General features: G+C 69.4%; 15 protein-coding genes and 1 rRNA gene. 2 read left to right on the top strand and 14 right to left on the bottom strand.

Annotated features, from left to right (window positions below; all coding sequences use genetic code 11):
- Positions 1-308: 308 nt before the first annotated feature.
- From Microterr_RS04810 to tyrS, 3 genes are all read right to left on the bottom strand, one after another.
- Positions 309-1,830 (bottom strand): 16S ribosomal RNA (locus Microterr_RS04810).
- Between the two features lie 690 nt (positions 1,831-2,520).
- Positions 2,521-3,339 (bottom strand): DUF4184 family protein, encoded by an 819-nt coding sequence (locus Microterr_RS04805; RefSeq protein ID WP_263795836.1) that lies wholly within the window; start codon positions 3,337-3,339, stop codon positions 2,521-2,523.
- A 26-nt stretch (positions 3,340-3,365) separates the two neighbouring features.
- The gene (gene tyrS, locus Microterr_RS04800; RefSeq protein WP_263795837.1) at positions 3,366-4,670 is read right to left on the bottom strand and encodes a tyrosine--tRNA ligase; all 1,305 of its coding nucleotides are present in this window, start codon (positions 4,668-4,670) and stop codon (positions 3,366-3,368) included.
- A 105-nt stretch (positions 4,671-4,775) separates the two neighbouring features.
- On the opposite strand from tyrS, the gene Microterr_RS04795 reads away from it, so the two are divergent.
- On the top strand, positions 4,776-5,366 hold the full coding sequence (locus tag Microterr_RS04795) for a hypothetical protein (RefSeq protein WP_263795838.1): 591 nt from the start codon (positions 4,776-4,778) through the stop codon (positions 5,364-5,366).
- Here Microterr_RS04795 and Microterr_RS04790 read toward each other — a convergent pair whose 3' ends face one another.
- Positions 5,367-6,005, bottom strand: a complete 639-nt coding sequence (locus tag Microterr_RS04790; RefSeq protein WP_263795839.1) for a SatD family protein — start codon at positions 6,003-6,005, stop codon at positions 5,367-5,369.
- 153 nt (positions 6,006-6,158) lie between these two features.
- Between Microterr_RS04790 and Microterr_RS04785 the strand changes: the two genes are divergently transcribed.
- A complete protein-coding gene (locus Microterr_RS04785; RefSeq protein ID WP_263795840.1) occupies positions 6,159-7,775 on the top strand; it encodes an L-lactate permease in 1,617 nt (538 codons plus the stop codon).
- Between the two features lie 3 nt (positions 7,776-7,778).
- Here the strand turns inward: Microterr_RS04785 and argH are convergent, their stop codons facing one another.
- The 10 genes from argH to pheS all read right to left on the bottom strand — a co-directional run bounded on the left by argH (position 7,779) and on the right by pheS (position 20,412).
- Positions 7,779-9,209 carry an argininosuccinate lyase gene (gene argH, locus Microterr_RS04780; RefSeq protein WP_263795842.1) on the bottom strand — a complete coding sequence of 477 codons (1,431 nt, stop codon included), beginning with the start codon at positions 9,207-9,209 and terminating at the stop codon, positions 7,779-7,781.
- The gene (locus tag Microterr_RS04775; protein WP_263795843.1) at positions 9,206-10,339 is read right to left on the bottom strand and encodes a heparan-alpha-glucosaminide N-acetyltransferase domain-containing protein; all 1,134 of its coding nucleotides are present in this window, start codon (positions 10,337-10,339) and stop codon (positions 9,206-9,208) included. Before Microterr_RS04775 ends, argH begins: the two co-directional genes overlap by 4 nt.
- Positions 10,318-11,241 (bottom strand): ornithine carbamoyltransferase, encoded by a 924-nt coding sequence (argF, locus tag Microterr_RS04770; protein ID WP_263795844.1) that lies wholly within the window; start codon positions 11,239-11,241, stop codon positions 10,318-10,320. Before argF ends, Microterr_RS04775 begins: the two co-directional genes overlap by 22 nt.
- Entirely contained in the window at positions 11,238-12,494 is a 1,257-nt protein-coding gene (locus Microterr_RS04765; RefSeq protein ID WP_263795846.1) for an acetylornithine transaminase, read from the bottom strand. Before Microterr_RS04765 ends, argF begins: the two co-directional genes overlap by 4 nt.
- Positions 12,494-13,390, bottom strand: coding sequence for an acetylglutamate kinase (gene argB, locus Microterr_RS04760; RefSeq protein WP_263795847.1), 897 nt, complete (start codon positions 13,388-13,390; stop codon positions 12,494-12,496). Before argB ends, Microterr_RS04765 begins: the two co-directional genes overlap by 1 nt.
- Positions 13,387-14,544 carry a bifunctional glutamate N-acetyltransferase/amino-acid acetyltransferase ArgJ gene (gene argJ / locus Microterr_RS04755; protein WP_263795848.1) on the bottom strand — a complete coding sequence of 386 codons (1,158 nt, stop codon included), beginning with the start codon at positions 14,542-14,544 and terminating at the stop codon, positions 13,387-13,389. Before argJ ends, argB begins: the two co-directional genes overlap by 4 nt.
- Before the next feature lie 46 nt (positions 14,545-14,590).
- Positions 14,591-15,658: an N-acetyl-gamma-glutamyl-phosphate reductase gene (gene argC / locus Microterr_RS04750; RefSeq protein WP_263795849.1), complete on the bottom strand. Its 1,068-nt coding sequence runs from the start codon at positions 15,656-15,658 to the stop codon at positions 14,591-14,593.
- Between the two features lie 208 nt (positions 15,659-15,866).
- Positions 15,867-16,844 (bottom strand): NAD-dependent epimerase/dehydratase family protein, encoded by a 978-nt coding sequence (locus tag Microterr_RS04745; RefSeq protein WP_263795850.1) that lies wholly within the window; start codon positions 16,842-16,844, stop codon positions 15,867-15,869.
- Between the two features lie 11 nt (positions 16,845-16,855).
- Positions 16,856-19,372, bottom strand: a complete 2,517-nt coding sequence (gene pheT, locus Microterr_RS04740) for a phenylalanine--tRNA ligase subunit beta (protein ID WP_263795851.1) — start codon at positions 19,370-19,372, stop codon at positions 16,856-16,858.
- Positions 19,372-20,412: a phenylalanine--tRNA ligase subunit alpha gene (gene pheS / locus Microterr_RS04735; RefSeq protein ID WP_263795852.1), complete on the bottom strand. Its 1,041-nt coding sequence runs from the start codon at positions 20,410-20,412 to the stop codon at positions 19,372-19,374. Before pheS ends, pheT begins: the two co-directional genes overlap by 1 nt.
- Between the last annotated feature and the right edge of the window lie 12 nt (positions 20,413-20,424).

The following is a 20,424-nucleotide window of genomic DNA, read 5'->3' as shown; positions in this document are numbered from 1 at the left end:
TTCAAAGATGCTCGCGTCCACTGTGTAGTTCTCAAAGTACGGGCGGTACCCTTCCCGCTTGCCGTTCGCCGGCAGCCAAGAAAGGCCCTGAGGTTGGTCGCCGCATGAAGCGGCATCCGGTCCCTCAGGACCCAACAGCGTGCATGTGCCGGCGGCGTCACCAGAACCTTTCCAGCTGCAAGCAGCGTACTGAGTTCGAGATCTTCCGATCGGCACCTTGTCTAATGTTCCACCCATGAGCTAACCAGCAGCACACATTCGGTGCTGATCTGGCGCCTGGACACCCGAGGGTGCCAGATGCTCCTTAGAAAGGAGGTGATCCAGCCGCACCTTCCGGTACGGCTACCTTGTTACGACTTAGTCCTAATTACCGATCCCACCTTCGACGGCTCCCTCCACAAGGGTTGGGCCACCGGCTTCAGGTGTTACCGACTTTCATGACTTGACGGGCGGTGTGTACAAGACCCGGGAACGTATTCACCGCAGCGTTGCTGATCTGCGATTACTAGCGACTCCGACTTCATGAGGTCGAGTTGCAGACCTCAATCCGAACTGGGACCGGCTTTTTGGGATTCGCTCCACCTTACGGTATTGCAGCCCTTTGTACCGGCCATTGTAGCATGCGTGAAGCCCAAGACATAAGGGGCATGATGATTTGACGTCATCCCCACCTTCCTCCGAGTTGACCCCGGCAGTATCCCATGAGTTCCCACCATTACGTGCTGGCAACATAGAACGAGGGTTGCGCTCGTTGCGGGACTTAACCCAACATCTCACGACACGAGCTGACGACAACCATGCACCACCTGTTTACGAGTGTCCAAAGAGTTGACTATTTCTAGCCCGTTCTCGTATATGTCAAGCCTTGGTAAGGTTCTTCGCGTTGCATCGAATTAATCCGCATGCTCCGCCGCTTGTGCGGGTCCCCGTCAATTCCTTTGAGTTTTAGCCTTGCGGCCGTACTCCCCAGGCGGGGAACTTAATGCGTTAGCTGCGTCACGGAATCCGTGGAATGGACCCCACAACTAGTTCCCAACGTTTACGGGGTGGACTACCAGGGTATCTAAGCCTGTTTGCTCCCCACCCTTTCGCTCCTCAGCGTCAGTTACGGCCCAGAGATCTGCCTTCGCCATCGGTGTTCCTCCTGATATCTGCGCATTCCACCGCTACACCAGGAATTCCAATCTCCCCTACCGCACTCTAGTCTGCCCGTACCCACTGCAGGCCCGAGGTTGAGCCTCGGGTTTTCACAGCAGACGCGACAAACCGCCTACGAGCTCTTTACGCCCAATAATTCCGGATAACGCTTGCACCCTACGTATTACCGCGGCTGCTGGCACGTAGTTAGCCGGTGCTTTTTCTGCAGGTACCGTCACTTTCGCTTCTTCCCTGCTAAAAGAGGTTTACAACCCGAAGGCCGTCGTCCCTCACGCGGCGTTGCTGCATCAGGCTTTCGCCCATTGTGCAATATTCCCCACTGCTGCCTCCCGTAGGAGTCTGGGCCGTGTCTCAGTCCCAGTGTGGCCGGTCACCCTCTCAGGCCGGCTACCCGTCGACGCCTTGGTGAGCCATTACCTCACCAACTAGCTGATAGGCCGCGAGCCCATCCCAGACCGAAGTTCTTTCCAGACGTTGAAGATGCCTTCACGTCTCGTATCCGGTATTAGACGCCGTTTCCAGCGCTTATCCCAGAGTCCGGGGCAGGTTGCTCACGTGTTACTCACCCGTTCGCCACTGATCCACAGAGCAAGCTCTGCTTCACCGTTCGACTTGCATGTGTTAAGCACGCCGCCAGCGTTCATCCTGAGCCAGGATCAAACTCTCCGTAAAGAAATGTTGCTGACAAGACCGGAATAAGGTCGAGGCAGCGAGTTTGATGCTGACCAATGTGGATGTCATTGCTGACTTATCCATAAATTGATCCAAAGGAATCTCATCCAGCCGAAGCTGGAACGAGGTTATTTGGCATTTGACAAGTGCACGCTGTTGAGTTCTCAAGGATCGGATGCTCCTGCTGCTCAGCCTCTCAGCCTCGCCCGCAGGGCAACTTCTCTATCTTATTCTTCGTGATCCGCTTGTCAAATCGGCGCTTTTCGGCTGGAAGCCGGCGAGCAGCTGACACAAGCTGTGTCTCACGAAGAGAGATCCGCTGCCCTGCTCTGCGACCGTTTCGGCCGACTCGCTGGGGCAACTTCTCTATCTTATCCCGCTCGCTCTGCTTGTCAAATCGGCTGTCCGTGACTGTTTTCAGCGTCTCCGGCAGCACCCTTCGACAGCTTCGAGGAGTGGGAACCTCCATCCTAGACCAGAAGGTCATGACTCACAATGAAGTGTGTCGTTCAGATGGGGGGTGGTTCTCCGCTTGAGGGGGGTAAGGCTCTCGGCCTCTCCGCTTCCCTGTGGGGCGAACAAGTAATAAGTTACGCGGGATGCGGGGATCGGGCAAATCAGGGCCGCATCCCGGGCGTGTCTCGCAGGTCAGAGCGGATTTCCCGTTCCAGGCCCCATCGGCGCCCGCGGTCAGGCGCCGGCCGGTCGACGCCGGCGCAGCACCTGCACAGCGACACAGAGCCCGAGGGTCAGCACTCCCCATGCGGCGGATGCCGGCGGCAGCACGCGGTATGCGAGGTGCGCGGGCGTCCACTCCGCAGTGAGCGGACCGTAGACAGCGAGACCGATCAGCCAGCCGGCGACCAGGACGATGGGCAGCGAGATCCACCAGCCCACCCGGATCGCGGCAGGGAGCACGCGGTCCACCGGGGTCGCAGCATCCCTCCCGCGCATCCAGAGTGCGGCGGACACCGTGAGGATGACCACCCCGATCACGCCGGACCCGTACTGCAGCCACTTGTAGCCGAGCAGCGGTCCCCAGTACTCGCCCAGTGCGGGAAAGAGCGACACACCCCAGCGGCCGTCATGCGTGAACGCGTCCCACGCGATGTGCGAGACGACCCCGAGGACGAGGGACAGTGCCAGGAGGATGGCGAGCACGCCACCGCTGCGCCACACCGCGCGACGCGCACCCGGTCTCGGTGCCCGGACCGTCGCGACGATCTCGCGTCCCGTTGCGTCCCACTCCCCCGGCAGCCGCGCCGCGAGCCATCGAGGAGAGAGCTCGCGCACAGCCGGGCGCAGCAGCGCCCACCACACGAGCAGCAGCGCGAGCGAGACCAGCACGGCCACCGCGATGTTGGTGTGGGTGACCTGGTAGGTCAGCGGACTGTCGCGCACGAACAGCGGCAGATCCGGCGCCATCGCGCCGACCGCGATGGCCGCGGGCACCAGCGGTGTGCGGACGAACGGCAGAGCGACGACGGCGTGGCTCGGCGTGAACGGCATGCGGCTGCGTTCGGGATCGCCCGGGGTCAGGCCCCGACGAACACCCCGGCGAGCGTCTTCTTGCCGCGCCGGAGTACCGACACCCCGCCGGGCAGCGAGCCGGACACCGTGGCGGACTCGTCGTCGACCTTGGCGCCGTCGAGGGAGACGCCGCCTTGGGCGATCGCGCGACGGCCCTCCGAGATGCTCGCGACCAGGCCGGTGTCGACCAGAGCCTGCAGGATTCCGGTGCCGGCGGGAACTGCCGCGTGGGGCAGCTCCTCGAGCGCGGTGCGCAGCGTCTCGGCGTCGAGCGCGGCGAGGTCGCCCTGCCCGAACAGCGCGTCGGATGCGGCGACCACCGCTGCGGCGGCGTCCGCGCCGTGCACGGTGGTGGTGACCTCGAGCGCGAGGCGCTTCTGCGCCGCTCGCCGGAACGGCTCCGCCGCGACCAGGGCCTCGTACTCCTCGATCTCGGCGCGGGTCAGGAAGGTGAACACCTTGAGCCGCGAGATGACGTCGGCATCGTCGGTGTTCAGCCAGAACTGGTACATCCGGTACGGGCTGCACATCGCGGGGTCGAGCCAGATGGCGTTGCCCTCGCTCTTGCCGAACTTCGTGCCGTCGCTGTTCGTGATCAGCGGCGTCCCGATCGCGTGCACGGACACGCCTTCGACGCGGTGGATGAGGTCCGTTCCGCTGGTGAGGTTGCCCCACTGGTCGGACCCGCCCGTCTGCAGCACGCAGCCGTACTGCCGGTGCAGCTCGAGGTAGTCCATCCCCTGGAGGATCTGGTAGCTGAACTCGGTGTAGCTGATGCCGGCCTCTGAGTTGAGGCGGGCGCTCACCGCATCCTTCTTCAGCATCGTGCCGACCCGGTAGTGCTTGCCGATCTCGCGCAGGAAGTCGATCGCGCTGAGGGGCGCGGTCCAGTCGAGGTTGTTCACCATCCGCGCGGCGTTGTCTCCCTCGAAGCTGAGGAAGCGCTCGACCTGGGAGCGGAGGTACCCCACCCACTCGGCGACCGTCTCGCGCGTGTTGAGGGTCCGCTCGGCGGACGGCCGGGGATCGCCGACGAGGCCCGTCGAGCCGCCGACGAGTCCGAGCGGCTTGTGACCGGCCAGCTGGAGCCGGCGCATGAGCAGCAGCTGCACCAGGTTGCCCAGGTGCAGGCTCGGGGCGGTCGGGTCGAAGCCGCAGTAGTACGTCGCGGGCGTCCCGGCGAGCAGGGCGCGCAGCGCCTCCTGATCGGTGGACACATGCACGAGCCCGCGCCAGACGATCTCGTCCCAGACGTTCGGGAACGTCGGATCGTTGGCGGGCGCGGTCGCGCTCACGACGGTTTCAGACACGTCTTTCAGGCTATCAGCGGCCGCCCCCCGTGCCCGCCGCCGGCACGGCCTCGCGCGGCGCAGCCCCGACCCCGTTCCGTCGGCGGCGCGTGCCAGACTGACGGGATGCTGCTGTCGCCCGATGTGCTGATCGCCACCGTGACGTCGATCTTCCTGTTCCTCGCGCTGTGCGGGGTGCTCGTGCTGATCGTCGTGAGCATGCGGCGGCCGACCACTCTCCCGCTGCTGATCGCCACCGGCATCCTCATCCTGGCGCTCATCGTGGTGGCCGTCTCGCCGACGAACGTGCCCACGATCGTCGGCATCATCCTCGCGCTGCTCGGCGTGACGATCGGCGTGCTGGGCGGCAATCCGGTCACCCGGCGGGTCCTCGAGATCGCGACGCACGGCCGGGTGCACGAGACCGAGGACGGCGGGATCATCGTCGGCGCGGCCGAACCCGGCAGCCCGGAGCCCGGCACGACGGCGGTGCTGCGCGGCGGCACCACCATCGGCTACCTCGAGCGGCTCGGCACGGTCGTCGCCCTCGTCGCCGGGTTCCCGGAGGCGCTCGCGGTCATCGTGGCGATCAAGGGCGTCGGCCGGTTCTCCGAGCTCGCCGGAGCCGAGGCGCGCGAGCGGTTCATCATCGGCACGCTCGCCAGCCTGCTGTGGGCGTGCGCGGCCGGGGCCCTCATCCGCCTCGCGATCTGGTAGTCAGAACCCCCGCAGCAGCGCGAAGCCTTCGACGACGGCGGCTGCTCCCGCGGTCGACAGCGCCTGCGACACGGCCGACTGGGTGATGCCCTCCTCCTGCGCGAGCCGCCGCTGCGTCGTGCCCAGGCATCGGCCGTACACCAGCCGGCGCGTGCGCTCGCTCATCGGCGTGACCAGCTGGTCCCTGGCCACGAGGTAGGCGTTGGCGAGCGTGGCATCGCGGGCGTCGGCAGCATCCGTGCCCTCCCCCGCGACGACCCACGTGCGTGCTCCGGGGATCGCGCGCTGCTGCGTGGCGTGCACGAGGTCGATCGCGGCGCGCGCCGCCCACCACGCCGGTCCTTCGGGGATGTCGCCCGTCGCGGACGGGATGACCCCGACCTCGCCGATGCCGAGTCCGAACCGGCACTCGATCCCGTCGGGCAGCGCGAGGCGCAGCAGCAGAGTGGTGGCCATCGCGTCGCCGAGCGTCGCGTAGACGCCCTGCATCTCGTCTCCGACGATCGGACGCAGTGCGCGCACCGCCACGGGCAGATCGTCCGCGACGCGAGCGATCGCGCGATCGAGGTGCTGCTGCGCGGCGGGGCGATCGGGCAGCAGCCGGGAGCCGATGATGTCGGCGGTCAGAGCGACGGGCACGCGATAAGAATAACACTTATGCGCCAGAGATATCAGTATTTGCCTTATGAGCCACCATGCATAAGGCGGAACACCTCTTCCGCACCGCCGCGCGCCCCCGATACGCTACGCGCATCGCCGCGCCCGCGGCCTCGGTGCTGAGGGGACGTCGTCATGTGGGACCAGAGCATAGATCCGGTCGGCCGCCTGTGGCTGTCCGCACTGATCGCCATCATCCCGATCCTGGTGTTCCTGCTCTGCCTGGTCGTCTTCAAGATGCGAGGGATCACGGCGGGAGTGATCGCGGTGATCCTGCAGATCGTGGTGGCCATCTGGCCGTTCGGGATGCCGGTGCCCTCCGTCGCAGGCGCCGGGCTGCTCGGGCTGCTCACCGCGATCTGGCCGATCGCCTACATCATCGTGATGGCGGTCTGGCTGTACCGCCTGACCGTCGCCAGCGGCCGGTTCGACGTCATCCGCACCAGCATCTCGGGCATCTCGCCCGACCAGCGCGTGCAGGTGCTGCTGATCAGCTTCTGCTTCGGCGGCTTCCTCGAGGGCGCGGCCGGCTTCGGGGTGCCGATCGCGATCTGTGCCGCCCTGCTGGTGCAGCTGGGCTTCGGCGCCGTCAAGGCGGCGATGCTCTGCCTGGTCGCGAACGTCGCAGCCGGCGCGTACGGCGCGATCGGCATCCCGGTCATCGTCGGCGCCCGGGTCGGCGAGGTCGACGTGATGGCGCTGAGCTTCCAGATGGTGCTGGTCCTGCAGCTCCTCTCGCTCGTCACCCCGTTCCTGCTCGTGCTGATCCTCGACGGCGTGAAGGGCGTGCGGGAGACGTTCCCGATGATCCTGGGCGTCACGGTCGCCTACAACGGTGCGCAGGCGCTCATCCTGACCACCCTCGGCCCCGAGCTCGCCGACATCGTGCCCGGCCTGTTCGGCATGGCCGTCGTGTTCATGATCAGCCGGGTCTGGAAGCCCAGCCGCGTGTACCGCGAAGACGGCGGCGTCGCACCCGCTCGTGTGCAGCAGGACTTCTCGGACGTCGTGGTCGCGTGGAGCCCGTTCTACATCCTCACCGGCGTGATCTTCGTATGGTCGATCCCGTGGTTCAAGAACCTCTTCGTCCCCGGCGGGCCGCTGGACGCGCTGGTCTTCTCGGTGCCGATACCCGGCATCACGGGGGTGGTCATCCCGGCGGGGGCGGATGCCGCCACCACCACCACGTGGGACTGGACGCCGATCAACGCGACCGGCACGGCGATCCTCATCGCAGTGCTCATCATGTTCTTCACGACGCCTCAGCTGAGCGCCCGACAGCTCTGGTCGGAGCTGGGCGCGACGGTGGCGCAGCTCTGGCAGGCGATCGTCCTGATCGCCCTGATCCTGATGGTCGCCAACATCGCCAACTACTCCGGCGGCTCGGCCAGCATCGGGAACGCCCTGGCGGCGGTCGGCCCGATCTTCCCGCTGTTCGCCCCCATCATCGGATGGTTCGGCGTGTTCATCACCGGGTCTGTCGTGAACAACAACACGCTCTTCGCCCACCTGCAGAGCATCACGGCCCAGCAGATCGGGGTCGATCCGACGCTGCTGGTCGCGGCCAACACCGCGGGTGGCACGGTCGCCAAGCTGGTCTCGCCGCAGTCGATCGCGATCGCGGCGGGCGCCGTCGGCCTCGTGGGCCGCGAGAGCGAGATCCTGCGCGCCTCGATCAAGTACAGCCTGGCGATGCTGGCCTTCATCTGCGTGTGGGTGTACCTGCTGTCGCTGGCGCGCCTCAGCCTGTAGTCGTCAGAGCCCGAGCGCGTGCCCCACGGCCTGCGCACGGGCGACGAGCTCTGCCCGCTGCTCAGCCACCCGCACGGGCGCGGTGCCGCCGACGCCGGTGCGGGATGCGACCGAGCCCTCCACCGAGAGCACGTCGCGCACCTCCGGGGTCAGCTCTCCGGAGACCGATGCCAGCATCTCGTCGGTCGCCTCGTGCAGCTCGATCCCGCGCTGTTCGCACAGGGCGACGAGCGCGCCGGAGATCTCGTGGGCGTCGCGGAACGGCACCCCCTGCCGCACCAGCCAGTCGGCGACGTCGGTGGCCAGCGAGAAGCCCTGGGGCGCGAGCCGCGCCATCCGCTCCGTGTCGAAGGTGAGGGTCGCGACCATGCCGGCGAACGCGGGCAGGACGGTCTCCAGCGTGACGACGGAGTCGAACACGGGCTCCTTGTCCTCCTGCAGATCGCGGTTGTACGCGATCGGGAGGCCCTTGAGCGTGGTGAGCAGACCCGTCAGATTGCCGACCAGCCGCCCCGACTTGCCTCGCGTCAGCTCGGCGATGTCGGGGTTCTTCTTCTGCGGCATGATGCTCGAGCCCGTGGAGTATCCGTCGTGCAGGGTGACGAACCCGAACTCGCGCGTGTTCCAGAGGATGATGTCCTCCGAGAAGCGCGAGAGGTCGATGCCGATCTGCGCGGCGATGTAGGCGAACTCGGCCACCACGTCGCGTGCCGAGGTTCCGTCCAGCGAGTTCTCGGCCGGGCGGTCGAGGCCGAGCTCGCGGGCGACGAGGGCGGGGTCGAGACCGAGGCTGGAGCCGGCCAGGGCGCCGCCGCCGTAGGGCGACACCGCGGCACGCGCCGACCAGTCACGCAGCCGCTCGAGGTCGCGCACCAACGGCCAGGCATGCGCCTGCAGATGATGGGCGAGCAGGATCGGCTGCGCGTGCTGCAGGTGCGTGCGCCCGGGCATGATCGCGTCGGGGTGCGACTCGGCCTGCGCGACGACCGCATCGATGAGGCGGAGGATCTCGCGCGCGATGGTGCGGGAGTGGTCGAGCAGGAACATCCGCACGAGCGTCGCGATCTGGTCGTTGCGACTGCGGCCGGCGCGGAGCTTGCCGCCGAGCGCGGGGCCGACGGTGTCGATCAGCGCGGCCTCGAGGGCACCGTGCACGTCCTCATCGGCGTCGCCCGGCTGCAGCGACCCGTCGGTGATGCGTCCGGCGAGCACGTCGAGCCCCCGGTGCATCTCGGTCTCCTCATCGGAGGTGAGGTAGCCGGCCGCGGCGAGCGCCTTCGCATGGGCGTGGGAGCCCGCGATGTCGTAGAGCGCGAGCTGCCAGTCGAAGTGCGTGGAACGACTCAGCGTCGCCAGCTCGGGAGCGGGTCCTGACGCGAACCGCGCCCCCCAGAGTGCGCCCTCGTTCGTGCCTGTTCCCTTGTCGTCGCTCACTCGATCAGCCTATCCGGGCGCACCGCATCCCGATCGGCGGCCGCGTCCTCGCGCGCGACGGCCGCCCTCGTCATCCGGTCCGTCAGCCATTCGAGCGGGCCGCGCCCCACCCAGAGCGCCCAGGCCGTGCAGCCCAGCAGCGTCACGACGACGAAGACCCAGAAGGGCTGCAGGTCGCGGAAGCCCGCGAGATCCTCTGGCGCGCCCAGGATCAGTCCCGCCGCGATCGCCCAGCCGACGAGCTGACCCACGTACGCGGTCAGCGGCATCGACCCGACGGCGCGCACGGGCAGCACGATCGCGCGCACCGGTGTGCGGCAGAGCAGGAGACACGCGCCGATGACGGCGAGCGCGAAGCCGCCGGAGCCGATCACCTCGAGCAGTCCGCTGGAGTGCGCGTCGGCGGTCCACACCGCGGCCCACCCCGAGGCGTCCTCCGGAGCGCCGGCGACCGCATCCCAGGTGTAGCCGACGAACGCGAGCACCGCGCCTGCCCACAGCAGCCACACCTGCACGAGGAGCCGGTCGAGGCCGGCACGCGCGATGCCCAGCCCGGCGACGACGAACGCGCTCCAGGTGACGAACGGGTAGTGCCACCCGAGCACGGCCGACAGCGCCACGCCTGGCGTGGTCTGCCAGAGCGGCAGCGCATCCAGCGGCGCCTGCGCGAACGGGGTGATCAGGGCGAGCGCACCCGCCACCACCAGCAGCGTCCGCGCGCTCAGCGAGGTCAGCGGGATCGCGATCAGGAACAGCACCGCGTACGTGGGCAGCACGACGTACACCGGGACACCCGTCGCGAGCAGGACGACGCCGAGCAGCCACAGCAGCAGGCCGCGCGCGACGAGGCGCCGGCGGGCGAGCGACAGTGCGCGATCCTGCAGCGGGGTCGCTCCCCCGGTGAACAGGCCGATCGACACCCCGGCGAGGGTCGCGAACAGGATCGAAGACCGCCCGCGCGTGATGTCGTTCCAGGTCTCGGGCTGCGCCCAGTCGAACGCGTCGATCCAGAGCAGGTGCGCCGCGAGCATGCCGAAGACGGCGAGACCGCGCGCGAGGTCGACCCCCGGTATCCGCGGCGGATCGGTCAGCCGCCGCAGGTTGCGGGTCAGTCCTGGCGCAGCAGCCACACCAGGAGGGCCTTCTGGGCGTGCAGGCGGTTCTCCGCCTCATCCCACACCACGCTCTGCGGGCCGTCGATCACCTCGGCCTCGACCTCGTATCCGCGGTCGGCGGGCAGGCAGTGGATGAAGATGGCCTCCGGCGAGGCGAGACCCATGAGATCGCGGGTCACCTTGTACTCGCCGAGGTCGCGCAGGCGCGCGAGCTTCTCCTCCTCCTTGCCCATCGACACCCAGGTGTCGGTCACGATGACGTCCGCTCCCGCGGCCGCCTCGTTGGCGTCCGTGTAGAGCTCGACGGACCCGCCGGTCTCGGTCGCGCGGCGGTCAGCGTCGGCGACGACGTCCTCGCGCGGCGCGTACGACTCCGGCGACGCCACCCGCACGTGCATGCCGGCGGTGACGCCGGCGAGCATGTACGAGTGCGCCATGTTCGAGCGGCCGTCGCCGAAGAACGCCAGCGTGAGGCCCTTCAGCTCGCCCTTGTGCTCGCGGATCGTCAGCAGGTCGGCCAGGAGCTGGCACGGATGGAAGTCATCGCTGAGCGCGTTCACGACGGGGACCCTGGTGCCGCGCGCCATCTCCTCCAGACCGGCCTGGGCGTATGTGCGCCAGACGATCGCGGCGACCTGGCGCTCGAGAACGCGCGCGGTGTCCGACGGGGTCTCCTTGCCGCCGAGCTGGCTGTTCGCGGTCGAGATGATCAGCGGCGAGCCGCCGAGGTCGGCGATGCCGACGGCGAACGACACCCTCGTGCGGGTGGACGACTTGTCGAAGATGACGGCGACGGTCTGCGGACCCTCGAGCGCCTTGAGCTTCCAGCGGTCCTTCTTCAGCTCCACGGCGAGAGCGAGGATCTCGTCCTGCTCCGCCGGGGTCAGGTCGTCGTCGCGCAGCAGGTGGCGGGTCACTTCGTGGTCTCCTCAGTGGTCGTGCTCGGGGTGTGTCCGCTCGCCGCATCGAGCACGAGCGCCTGCTCGACGGTGCGGAGGGCGGCGGTGAACAGTTCGACGAACTCGTCGATCTCGACATCGCCGATGTTCAGCGCGGGCACGAGCCGGATGGTCTCGTCGTTCGGGGCGTTGATGATGAGCCCGTGCTCCTGTGCGGCCGCGACGACCGCCTTCGCGACCGGATGCTGCAGCGCGACGCCGATCAGCAGCCCGCGCCCACGGCATCCGCCGATGAGCGGAGAGTCGATGCCGTGGATCGCCTCGCGCAGCTGACGGCCGCGCTCGGCGGCGTTGCGGACCAGCTCGGCGCGCTCGATCTCGCCGAGCACGGCATTCGCGACCGCCGTGCCGAGGGCGTTGCCCCCGAAGGTCGAGCCGTGGGTGCCTGGGTAGAACAGCTCGCTCGCATGCCCGTAGGTGATCAGCGCACCGATCGGGAATCCGCCCCCGATGCCCTTGGCGACGGTGATCGCGTCAGGGGTGATCCCGGCGTGCTGGAACGCGAACCATTCGCCGGTGCGCCCCGCGCCGGTCTGGATCTCATCGATGATCAGCAGCGCGCCGTGCTGCGCGGTGAGTCGCCGCGCCGCCTCCAGGTAGCCGTCCGGCAGATCGATGACGCCGGCCTCGCCCTTGACGGGCTCGACGAACAGCGCGGCCACCCTGTCGTCGATCGCCGCCTCGAGCGCGTCGGCCGTCGAGTCGATGAACTCGACGCCGGGCGTCATCGGCAGGAAGGGCTCCTGCATGTAGGGCTTGCCGGTGAGGGCCAGGGTCCCCATCGTGCGGCCGTGGAAGGCGTCGCGCAGCGCAAGGATGCGGGGGCGCTCGGTGCCGCCGTGGAGGCGGGCCAGCTTGAACGCGGCCTCGTTGGCCTCCGCGCCGGAGTTGCCGAAGTAGACCCGGCCCTCGGCACCGGTGCCGGCGACCCGCTTGAGGGTCGCGGCGAGCGCGAGCTGCGGTGGCGTGGCGAAGTAGTTCGACACGTGCGCGAGGGTCGCGGCCTGGGCGGCGAGCGCCTCGACGAACACGGGATGCGCGTGCCCGAGCGAGGTGACGGCGATGCCCGCGAGGAAGTCCAGGTAGCGCTTGCCGTCCTCGTCCCAGAGGTAGGCGCCTTCACCGCGCGTGAGCAGCGCCAGCCGGTCGCCGAAGCTGCGCACGAGGTCGCGGCCTGCGTCCTCCTGCCACGTCGTCTGCTGTTCGCCCATCACGCCACCACCTCCGTGCCGATTCCCTTGCTCGTGAAGATCTCCACCAGGACCGAGTGCGGCACGCGGCCGTCGATGATGGCGGCCGTCTCGACGCCGCCTTCGACGGCGTCGAGGCACGCCTGCATCTTCGGGATCATGCCCGACTCGAGCGTCGGCAGCATCGCGCGCAGCTCGGTCGAGGTGAGGTGGGAGACGAGCGACTCGCGGTTCGGCCAGTCGGCGTAGAGACCAGCGACGTCGGTGAGCACGACGAGCTTCGACGCCCCGAGGGCGACCGCCAGCGCGGCGGCCGCGGCATCCGCGTTGACGTTGAGCGAGTGGCCCGGTGTGTCCAGGTCCGGCGCGATGCTCGAAACCACCGGGATGCGCCCTGCCGCGAGGTGATCGAGGATCGGCTGAGGGTCCACCTCGACGACGTCGCCGACGCGGCCGAGGTCGTGCTCGACGCCGTCCACGACGACGCCGCGGCGGCGTCCGCCGAACAGGCCGGCGTCCTCACCGCTCAGTCCCGTCGCCAGCGGACCGTGCGCGTTGATCTTGGCCACGAGCTGCGGATTGATCTGGCCGGTGAGGACCATGCGCACCACGCTGATCGCCTCGGTGCTGGTGACCCGGTACCCGCCCTTGAACTCGCTCGGGATCGCCAGGCGATCGAGCATGTTGGAGATCTGCGGTCCGCCGCCGTGCACGACGACCGGCTTCGCGCCGACGTAGTTCAGGTAGGCGATGTCGGCGGCGAAGGCGTCCTGCAGCTCCTCGCTCACCATCGCGTTGCCCCCGTACTTGACGACGACGATCTGATCGCGGAAGCGGCGCAGCCACGGCAGCGATTCGATCAGCGTCGCGGCCTTGGCAGAGGCTTCGCCCGGGTCGGTGTCCTGGATGTCGGTCATGAGGCGTACGCGCTGTTCTCGTGGACGTAGTCGTGGGTGAGGTCGTTGGTGAGGATCACGGCTGTCGCGTCGCCGATCTTGAGGTCGATGACGAGCTCCGTCGCCCGCGGGGTGAGGTCGACCTCCTCGCGGGGGGCGTCCGGGCCTCCCGCCGAGCAGACGCGAACGCCGTTCATCCAGACATCGACGTCGTAGGGGTCGAAGGCGGCCTGGGTCGTGCCGATCGCGGCGAGCACCCGGCCCCAGTTGGGGTCGTTGCCGAAGATGGCCGCCTTGAACAGGTTGTTGCGGGCGACCGAGCGGCCGACCTCGACGGCGTCCTCCTCGGAGGCGGCGTTCTGCACGACGATGCGGATGTCGTGGCTCGCTCCCTCCGCGTCGCCCTGGAGCTGCTCCGCGAGATCGACGCACACGGCGGCGAGCGCCGCGCGGAACGCGTCGCGGTCTGGAGTGACGCCGCTGGCGCCGCTGGCCATCAGGGTCACCTGGTCGTTGGTCGACATGCACCCGTCCGAGTCGAGCCGGTCGAAGCTCACCCTGGTGGCGTCGCGCAGGTGCGCGTCGGCCTCCGCGGCGGTCAGGACGGCGTCGGTCGTGATCACCACGAGCATCGTCGCAAGGCCGGGTGCCAGCATCCCCGCGCCCTTCGCCATGCCGCCGATCGTCCAGCCGTCCTGGCTGCGCACGGCGCGCTTGGGACGTGAGTCGGTGGTCATGATGGCGAGGGATGCGTCCTCTCCCCCTGCGGCGGAGAGCCCGGCGATCGCCGCGGCGGTGCCGTCGAGCACCTTCTGCCGGAACACCTCGTCGCCGGTGCCGATGAGTCCGGTGGAGCAGATCAGCACATCGCCGGCGCTCACGTCGAGCAGCTCGGCGGCGCGTTCGGCGGTCTGGTGGGTGGTCTGGAACCCGAACGTGCCAGTGAAGCAGTTGGCGCCGCCCGAGTTGAGCACGACCGCCTCGACGGCCCCGTCGGCGACCGCCTGCTGCGACCAGATGATCGGGTTGGCCTTGGCCCGGTTGCTCGTGAAGACGGCGGCGCCCACCTTGAGCGGGCCGCGGTTGACCACCACGGCGACATCGGGCTTCCCTGTGGACTTCAGGCCGGCGGCGACGCCGGCCGCCTCGAATCCCTGCGGCGCGGTGACGCTCACGGCGCGATTCCTTTCTCGACGCGTGCGCCGCCGACGGCGACGACGGTCACGGGGCGACCCCGTTGACGGTGAGGGCCCTGCCCTCAGGCAGCCCCAGAGCGATGTTCATGGACTGGATGGCAGCGCCGGCGGTGCCCTTGACGAGGTTGTCGACCGCGGTGACGACCACGACGCGGTTCGCCGCGCGGTCGATCGCGAGGCCCATGAGCGCCGTGTTGGCGCCGAGGACGTCGGCCGTGCGGGGGAAATCGCCCTCGGGCAGCAGCTGCACGAAGGTCTCGCCGTCGTAAGCGTCCGCCCACGCGCCGCGGATCTGCGCGTCGCTCGCACCAGGGGCGATGGGCGCCGTCGAGGTGGCGAGGATGCCCCGCGCCATCGGCACGATGACCGGCGTGAACGAGATGCGGATCGCCGGCGATCCGCTCCCTCCGTCCGCGGGCCCGGCCGCCGCAGCCAGCGCCTGCTGGATCTCCGGGATGTGCCTGTGCGTGCCGCCGACCGCGTACGGGTTCGCCGAGCCGAGGATCTCTCCGCCGAGCAGGTGGGTCTTCAGGCTCTTGCCCGCCCCGCTCGGGCCGACGGCGAGCACCGTGACGATGTCGGACGGATCGATCACGCCGGCGGCCACACCGGGCGCGAGGCTGAGACTCACGGTCGACGCATTGCAGCCGGGCGCGGCGATGCGGGTGGCGCCGACGAGGTGCTCACGCTGCTTGACACCGTCGACGAGAAGCTCCGGGACGCCGTAGGCCCAGGGGTCGTGGAATGCGCCCCCGTAGAACCGGCCCCACGCGTCCGCCGACGTGAGCCGGTGGTCGGCGCCCGCGTCGATGACGAGCGGGGCGTCCTCGAGCGCGTCGGTGTACTGCCCGGATTGCCCGTGCGGCAGTGCCAGGAACACGATGTCGTGCCCGGAGAGGATCTCGGGGGTGGTCTCCTGCAGCGTCAGGTGCGCGAGCGAGCGCAGGTGGGGCTGGTGCTGGACGAGCGGCTGCCCGGCGGTGGAGTGCGCCGTGACGGTGCGGATCTCGACGTCAGGGTGCCCCGCGAGAATGCGCAGGATCTCGCCGCCGGCGTAGCCGGAAGCGCCGGAGACGGCGACCGAATAGGTCATGGTTCTACCTTATGGCTCGAGGACGGAGGGCCTGAGACGGCGACACCGGCACTCGACCCGGCAGGAACCGAGGAATGCGGGAGCCGCCTACAGTCGGCGGTCGGCCCGGCGTCGGCGCGCGGGAACGAGGCTCATGACGAGCGAGTCGTTCGAGGAGGCGGCCATGCGGCGACGATAGCGGTCGGCCCGCAGCATCCGCAAATCCGCGTCACACCAGCTCGGCGAGCAGACGCACCTCGTCGGAGCGGGAGAGACCGTCGTCCCGCTCACGCTCGAGACCCCTCGCACGCTCGTCGGCGAGCGTGCGAGTCAGGGTCTCATCGAGGTCGCGCAGGCGCCCCCCGGCCGCGAGGTACGTCGCGTTGGCCCGGCGGGCGAAGCCGGTGGCATCCGCCGGGAGCCAGAGCGGCAGCGAGCGCGGACCCGCCCAGAAGGCGACCCCCTGTGACTGCAGGTGAGCGTCGGAGGCGGGGACCACGCGCCCGGTGTGACCGGCGATCCGGCGCGCGCGGGCGACGAACTCGTCGAACGGCATCGGGAGCCCCACCGCATTGGCGGTGAGATTCGATCGCTCGGCGCCCAGGAGCACCGCGAATGGCGCCAGGTCGTCGACGTCGATCACCTGCACGTATCGCCCCTCCGCGTCAGGCACGAGCACCGGCTCGTCCCCGGCGAGCGCGAATCGGCCGACCCAGTAGCCGAACCGGTCGGTCGGGTCACCCGGGCCGACCACGAGTCCCGGGCGGACGATCGCCGCACGGTCCTCGAGTGCGGTGCGCACGATGGTCTCCGACGCCGCCTTCGCCCGCGAGTAGTCGTAGTCCTCCCCCGGCCCGAGGGGCACGGCGAGCGCGGCTTCCTCCCCCGCACCCGGCTCGTCATCCGCCGCGTACGCCGACACGCTGGAGATGTAGGTCCAGTGCGTCGTGCGCCCGGCCAGCCCCGCCACGGCGGCGGCCACGTGTCGAGGCTGGGAGGAGATGTCGACGACCTCGTCCCAGTCGCGCGTGGTCACCGCGTCAAAGGCGTCGGGCGCGTCGCGATCCGCGATCACGAGCTCGACCCCCTCCGGGGCCGGCCGCGCGCCCCGGGCGAGCGCGGTGACCGCAGCCCCGCGGTCACGCCAGTGCCGCGCGATCAGCCCGCTGAGCCAACCGGTTCCGCCGAGGATCAGAACGCGCGTCATGGTGCGTCGGATTACTCGCGCAGGGTCGCGCCGAACCGCTCGGCAGCGACAGCCACTCCCGCGAGCTTGGCCTCGGTGGCCTCGGCCGCCGTGAGCGTGCGATCCGGAGCCCGGAAGCGCAGCGCGAACGTCAGGCTCTTGGCCCCATCGGGAAGGCCCTGACCGCGGTAGTCGTCGACGAGGCGGAGCGATTCGAGCAGCTCACCCGCGCCGTCGGCGAGCGCGCTGCGCACCGCTGCGGCCGGCACGTCGGCGCGCACGACGAGCGACACGTCCTGCGTCGCGGCGGGATACCCCGACAGCGATGCGGCCACGACCTTCTCCCCTGCGAGCGCGAGCACCAGGTCGAGGTCGAGCTCGGCGACGACCACGCGACCGGTCAGGTCTGCGGCCTCGGCGACCGCCGGAAGGAGCTCGCCGATGTAGCCGACCTCGGTGCCGGCGACCGACAGCACGCCCGTCCGACCGGGGTGCAGCGCGGCGCGCTCGCCCTGCGCGACATCGATGGCGACGCCGGCGGCGACGGCGATGGTCTGGACGGCCGCGAGCGCGTCGGAGAGACCGGCCGCCACGACCGGCTGCCCCGGCTGCTTCGGCACGGCGTTCCCGGCGAGCAGGACGGCCACGTGACGGTGCTGCGGCGGGATGGAGGCGTCGAGCGCGGCGAGAGCCGACGCGCTCGGCCGTACGGCCAGCGGCGGGACGAACGAGGTGCCGTACCGCACACCCGGCGCGGGCAGGAACACGGTGCCGGTCTCGAACAGGGCGAGATCGGTGAGGCCGCGTGCCGCATTCCGGTGTGCGACCTGCAGCAGGGCGGGGACGAGCGAGCGACGCAGCGACGGCGCCTGGCCGTCGAGCGGGTTCGCCAGCGTCACGCTGGGCAGGTGGGCGCCCGACGCGGAGCCGTGCAGGTCGTTCTGGTCCTCGGTCGTGAAGGGGAACGACGGCGTCTCGACGAAGCCGGCGGCCGCGAGCGCGTTGGCGACGCGGCGGCGGCCCTGCTGGGCGCTCGTCAGTCCCCGCCCGGACGGCGGAGTGGGCAGCAGCGACGGGATGCGGTCGTACCCCTCGATGCGGGCGACCTCCTCCGCGAGCGTCCACTTGTCGGTGAGGTCCGGACGCCACGACGGCGGGATGACCGACCACTGCGGCGCCCCCGGCCCGTCCTCGACCTCGCACCCGATCATCTCGAGCGCGGCGACGATCTCGGCCTCGGTGTACTCCACGCCGATGAGGGCGGCGGTGAACGGCTTCGGCAGCGCGATGGCCTTCTGCTCGACGGTCGCGAACAGGGCGCCGCCGGTCTCGGTGTCGAGGGTGCCGCCGGCGTACTCGACCATGAGGTCGGCGACGCGACGGGCGGCCACGAACGGGATGAGCGGGTCGACTCCCCGCTCGAAGCGGCGGGAGGCCTCGCTGGGCAGCTTGTGCCTGCGGGCGGTGCGTGCGATCGACACGGTGTCGAAGGTCGCCGCCTCGATGAGGACGTTGCGCGTGGCGTCGGTCATCTCGGTGGTGCCGCCGCCCATGACCCCGGCCAGGCCGATCGGGCCGGACTCGTCGGTGATGAGCAGGTCCTCGGGATCGAGGGTGCGCACCTTGCCGTCGAGCGTCTCGAGCGACTCCCCCGGCGTGGCGCGGCGCACGGTGATGCCGCCGGCGAGCCTGTCGAGGTCGTAGCCGTGGATGGGCTGCCCGAGTTCGAGCATGACGTAGTTCGTGATGTCGATCAGGATGCCGAGCGAGCGGACGCCGGCGAGCGTGAGCCGCGCGATCATCCACGCGGGAGTGGGCTTGGTCGGATCGACGTCGCGGACGATCCGGACGACGAACTCCGACGCGCCCGCGCGTCCCCTGATCGGGTTGGCGTCGTCGACGGCGACCGCGAATCCGGATGTCGGCTGCTGCAGCTCTCCCCATGGCCGATCGCCCGGGTCGCGGTACGCGGCTCCGGTGGCGTGCGAGTACTCGCGGGCGACGCCGCGGATCGACAGGGCGTACCCGCGGTCGGGCGTGACGTTGATCTCGACCGCGACGTCGTCGAGGCCGAGCAGGGCGATCGCGTCGGTCCCGACGGGCGCGTCGATGCCGAGCTCGACCAGACGCAGGATGCCGTTGTGCTCCTCGCCGAGTCCGAGCTCGCGCGCCGAGGCGATCATGCCGTCCGACACGTGCCCGTAGGTCTTGCGAGCGGCGATCGGGAAGGGTCCAGGGAGGACCGCACCCGGCAGGGTCACGACGACCTTGTCGCCGGGGAAGAAGTTTCCTGCGCCGCAGACGATGCCTCGCACGCCGCCGTGCTCGGCGCCGACATCGACCTGGCACCAGCGGATCGTCTTGCCGTTGGACTGAGGCTCCTCGACGAACTCGAGCACCTCGCCGACGACGATCGGGCCGGACAGGTCGAAGCGGTGCACGTCCTCCTCTTCGAAGCCGACGCGCACGAGCGCCGCGAGGACGTCCTCGGGCGACGCATCCGTCGCAAGATCCACGTGCTCACGCAGCCACGAAAGCGGGACGCGCATCAGACCACCATCCCGAACTGCTCGCTGAAGCGCACATCGCCCTCGGCCATGTCGCGCATGTCCTGCACGTCGCTGCGGAACATCAGCGTCCGCTCGATCCCCATTCCGAACGCGAAGCCCGAGTACTCCTCGGGGTCGATTCCCGCGGCGCGCAGCACGTTGGGGTTGATCATGCCGCAGCCGCCCCATTCGATCCAGCGGGCGCCGCCCTTGAAGGTGGGGTGCCACAGGTCGAGCTCGGCGGAAGGCTCCGTGAAGGGGAAGAAGTTGGCGCGGAAGCGCGTCTTGGCCTCCGGCCCGAACAGCACCCTGGCGGCGTGGTCGAGTGTGCCCTTGAGGTGCGCCATCGTGATGCCCTTGTCGATCACGAGGCCCTCGAACTGCGTGAACACCGGCAGGTGCGTCGCGTCGAACTCATCGGTGCGGTACACGCGCCCGGGGCACAGCACGTACACCGGCAGCTCGCGCTCGAGCATGGATCGCACCTGCACGGGGCTCGTGTGGGTCCGCATGACGAGATGACGGTCGACCGGGTCGATGAAGAAGGTGTCCTGCATCTGACGGGCAGGGTGATCGACGTCGAAGTTGAGGGCGTCGAAGTTGAACCACTCGTGCTCGAGCTCCGGCCCCTCGGCGATCTCCCACCCCATGCCGACGAAGATGTCGGCGACCTGCTCCTGCAGGAGCGAGATCGGGTGCCGGGCACCGGTGCGCGCACGGGCGGCGAGCGCGGTGATGTCGAGCCGCTCGGCCTCGAGCGTCGCCGCGGTCTCTGCGGCGGCGAGCTCGCTCTCCCGCGCGGCGAGCGCCTGGGTGACCCGGCCGCGGGCCTGGCCGATCAGCTTGCCGAACTCGGCCTTGCGCTCGTTGGGCACGTGGCGCAGCTGCGCGTTGAGCTGCGCGAGCGGCGAAGCCTCCGCGGTGTGGGCGGAGCGTGCCGCCTTCAGCTCGGCCGTGGTCGCTGCGGCGCCGATCGCGGCGAGCGCCGCCTGCACGGCGGCATCCACCGCCTCGGGCGTGATTTCGGGTGCGTCGGACACGAGAGTCGAGTC

Origin of the sequence: Microbacterium terricola, from assembly GCF_027943945.1 — a bacterium.
In the GTDB taxonomy this organism is placed as follows: domain Bacteria; phylum Actinomycetota; class Actinomycetes; order Actinomycetales; family Microbacteriaceae; genus Microbacterium; species Microbacterium terricola.
The sequence above is the reverse complement of the archived record's forward strand: the minus strand, read 5'-3'. Positions and strand labels throughout refer to the sequence as shown.

What these genes read in the sequence shown, in the direction of transcription:
- Microterr_RS04805 (WP_263795836.1), bottom strand. Translation starts at nt 3,339, where the DNA reads ATGCCGTTCACGCCGAGCCACGCCGTCGTCGCTCTGCCGTTCGTCCGC.
- Microterr_RS04795 (WP_263795838.1), top strand. Translation starts at nt 4,776, where the DNA reads ATGCTGCTGTCGCCCGATGTGCTGATCGCCACCGTGACGTCGATCTTC.
- Microterr_RS04785 (WP_263795840.1), top strand. Translation starts at nt 6,159, where the DNA reads ATGTGGGACCAGAGCATAGATCCGGTCGGCCGCCTGTGGCTGTCCGCA.
- Microterr_RS04765 (WP_263795846.1), bottom strand. Translation starts at nt 12,494, where the DNA reads ATGGGCGAACAGCAGACGACGTGGCAGGAGGACGCAGGCCGCGACCTC.
- argB (WP_263795847.1), bottom strand. Translation starts at nt 13,390, where the DNA reads ATGACCGACATCCAGGACACCGACCCGGGCGAAGCCTCTGCCAAGGCC.
- argC (WP_263795849.1), bottom strand. Translation starts at nt 15,658, where the DNA reads ATGACCTATTCGGTCGCCGTCTCCGGCGCTTCCGGCTACGCCGGCGGC.
- Microterr_RS04745 (WP_263795850.1), bottom strand. Translation starts at nt 16,844, where the DNA reads ATGACGCGCGTTCTGATCCTCGGCGGAACCGGTTGGCTCAGCGGGCTG.
- pheT (WP_263795851.1), bottom strand. Translation starts at nt 19,372, where the DNA reads ATGCGCGTCCCGCTTTCGTGGCTGCGTGAGCACGTGGATCTTGCGACG.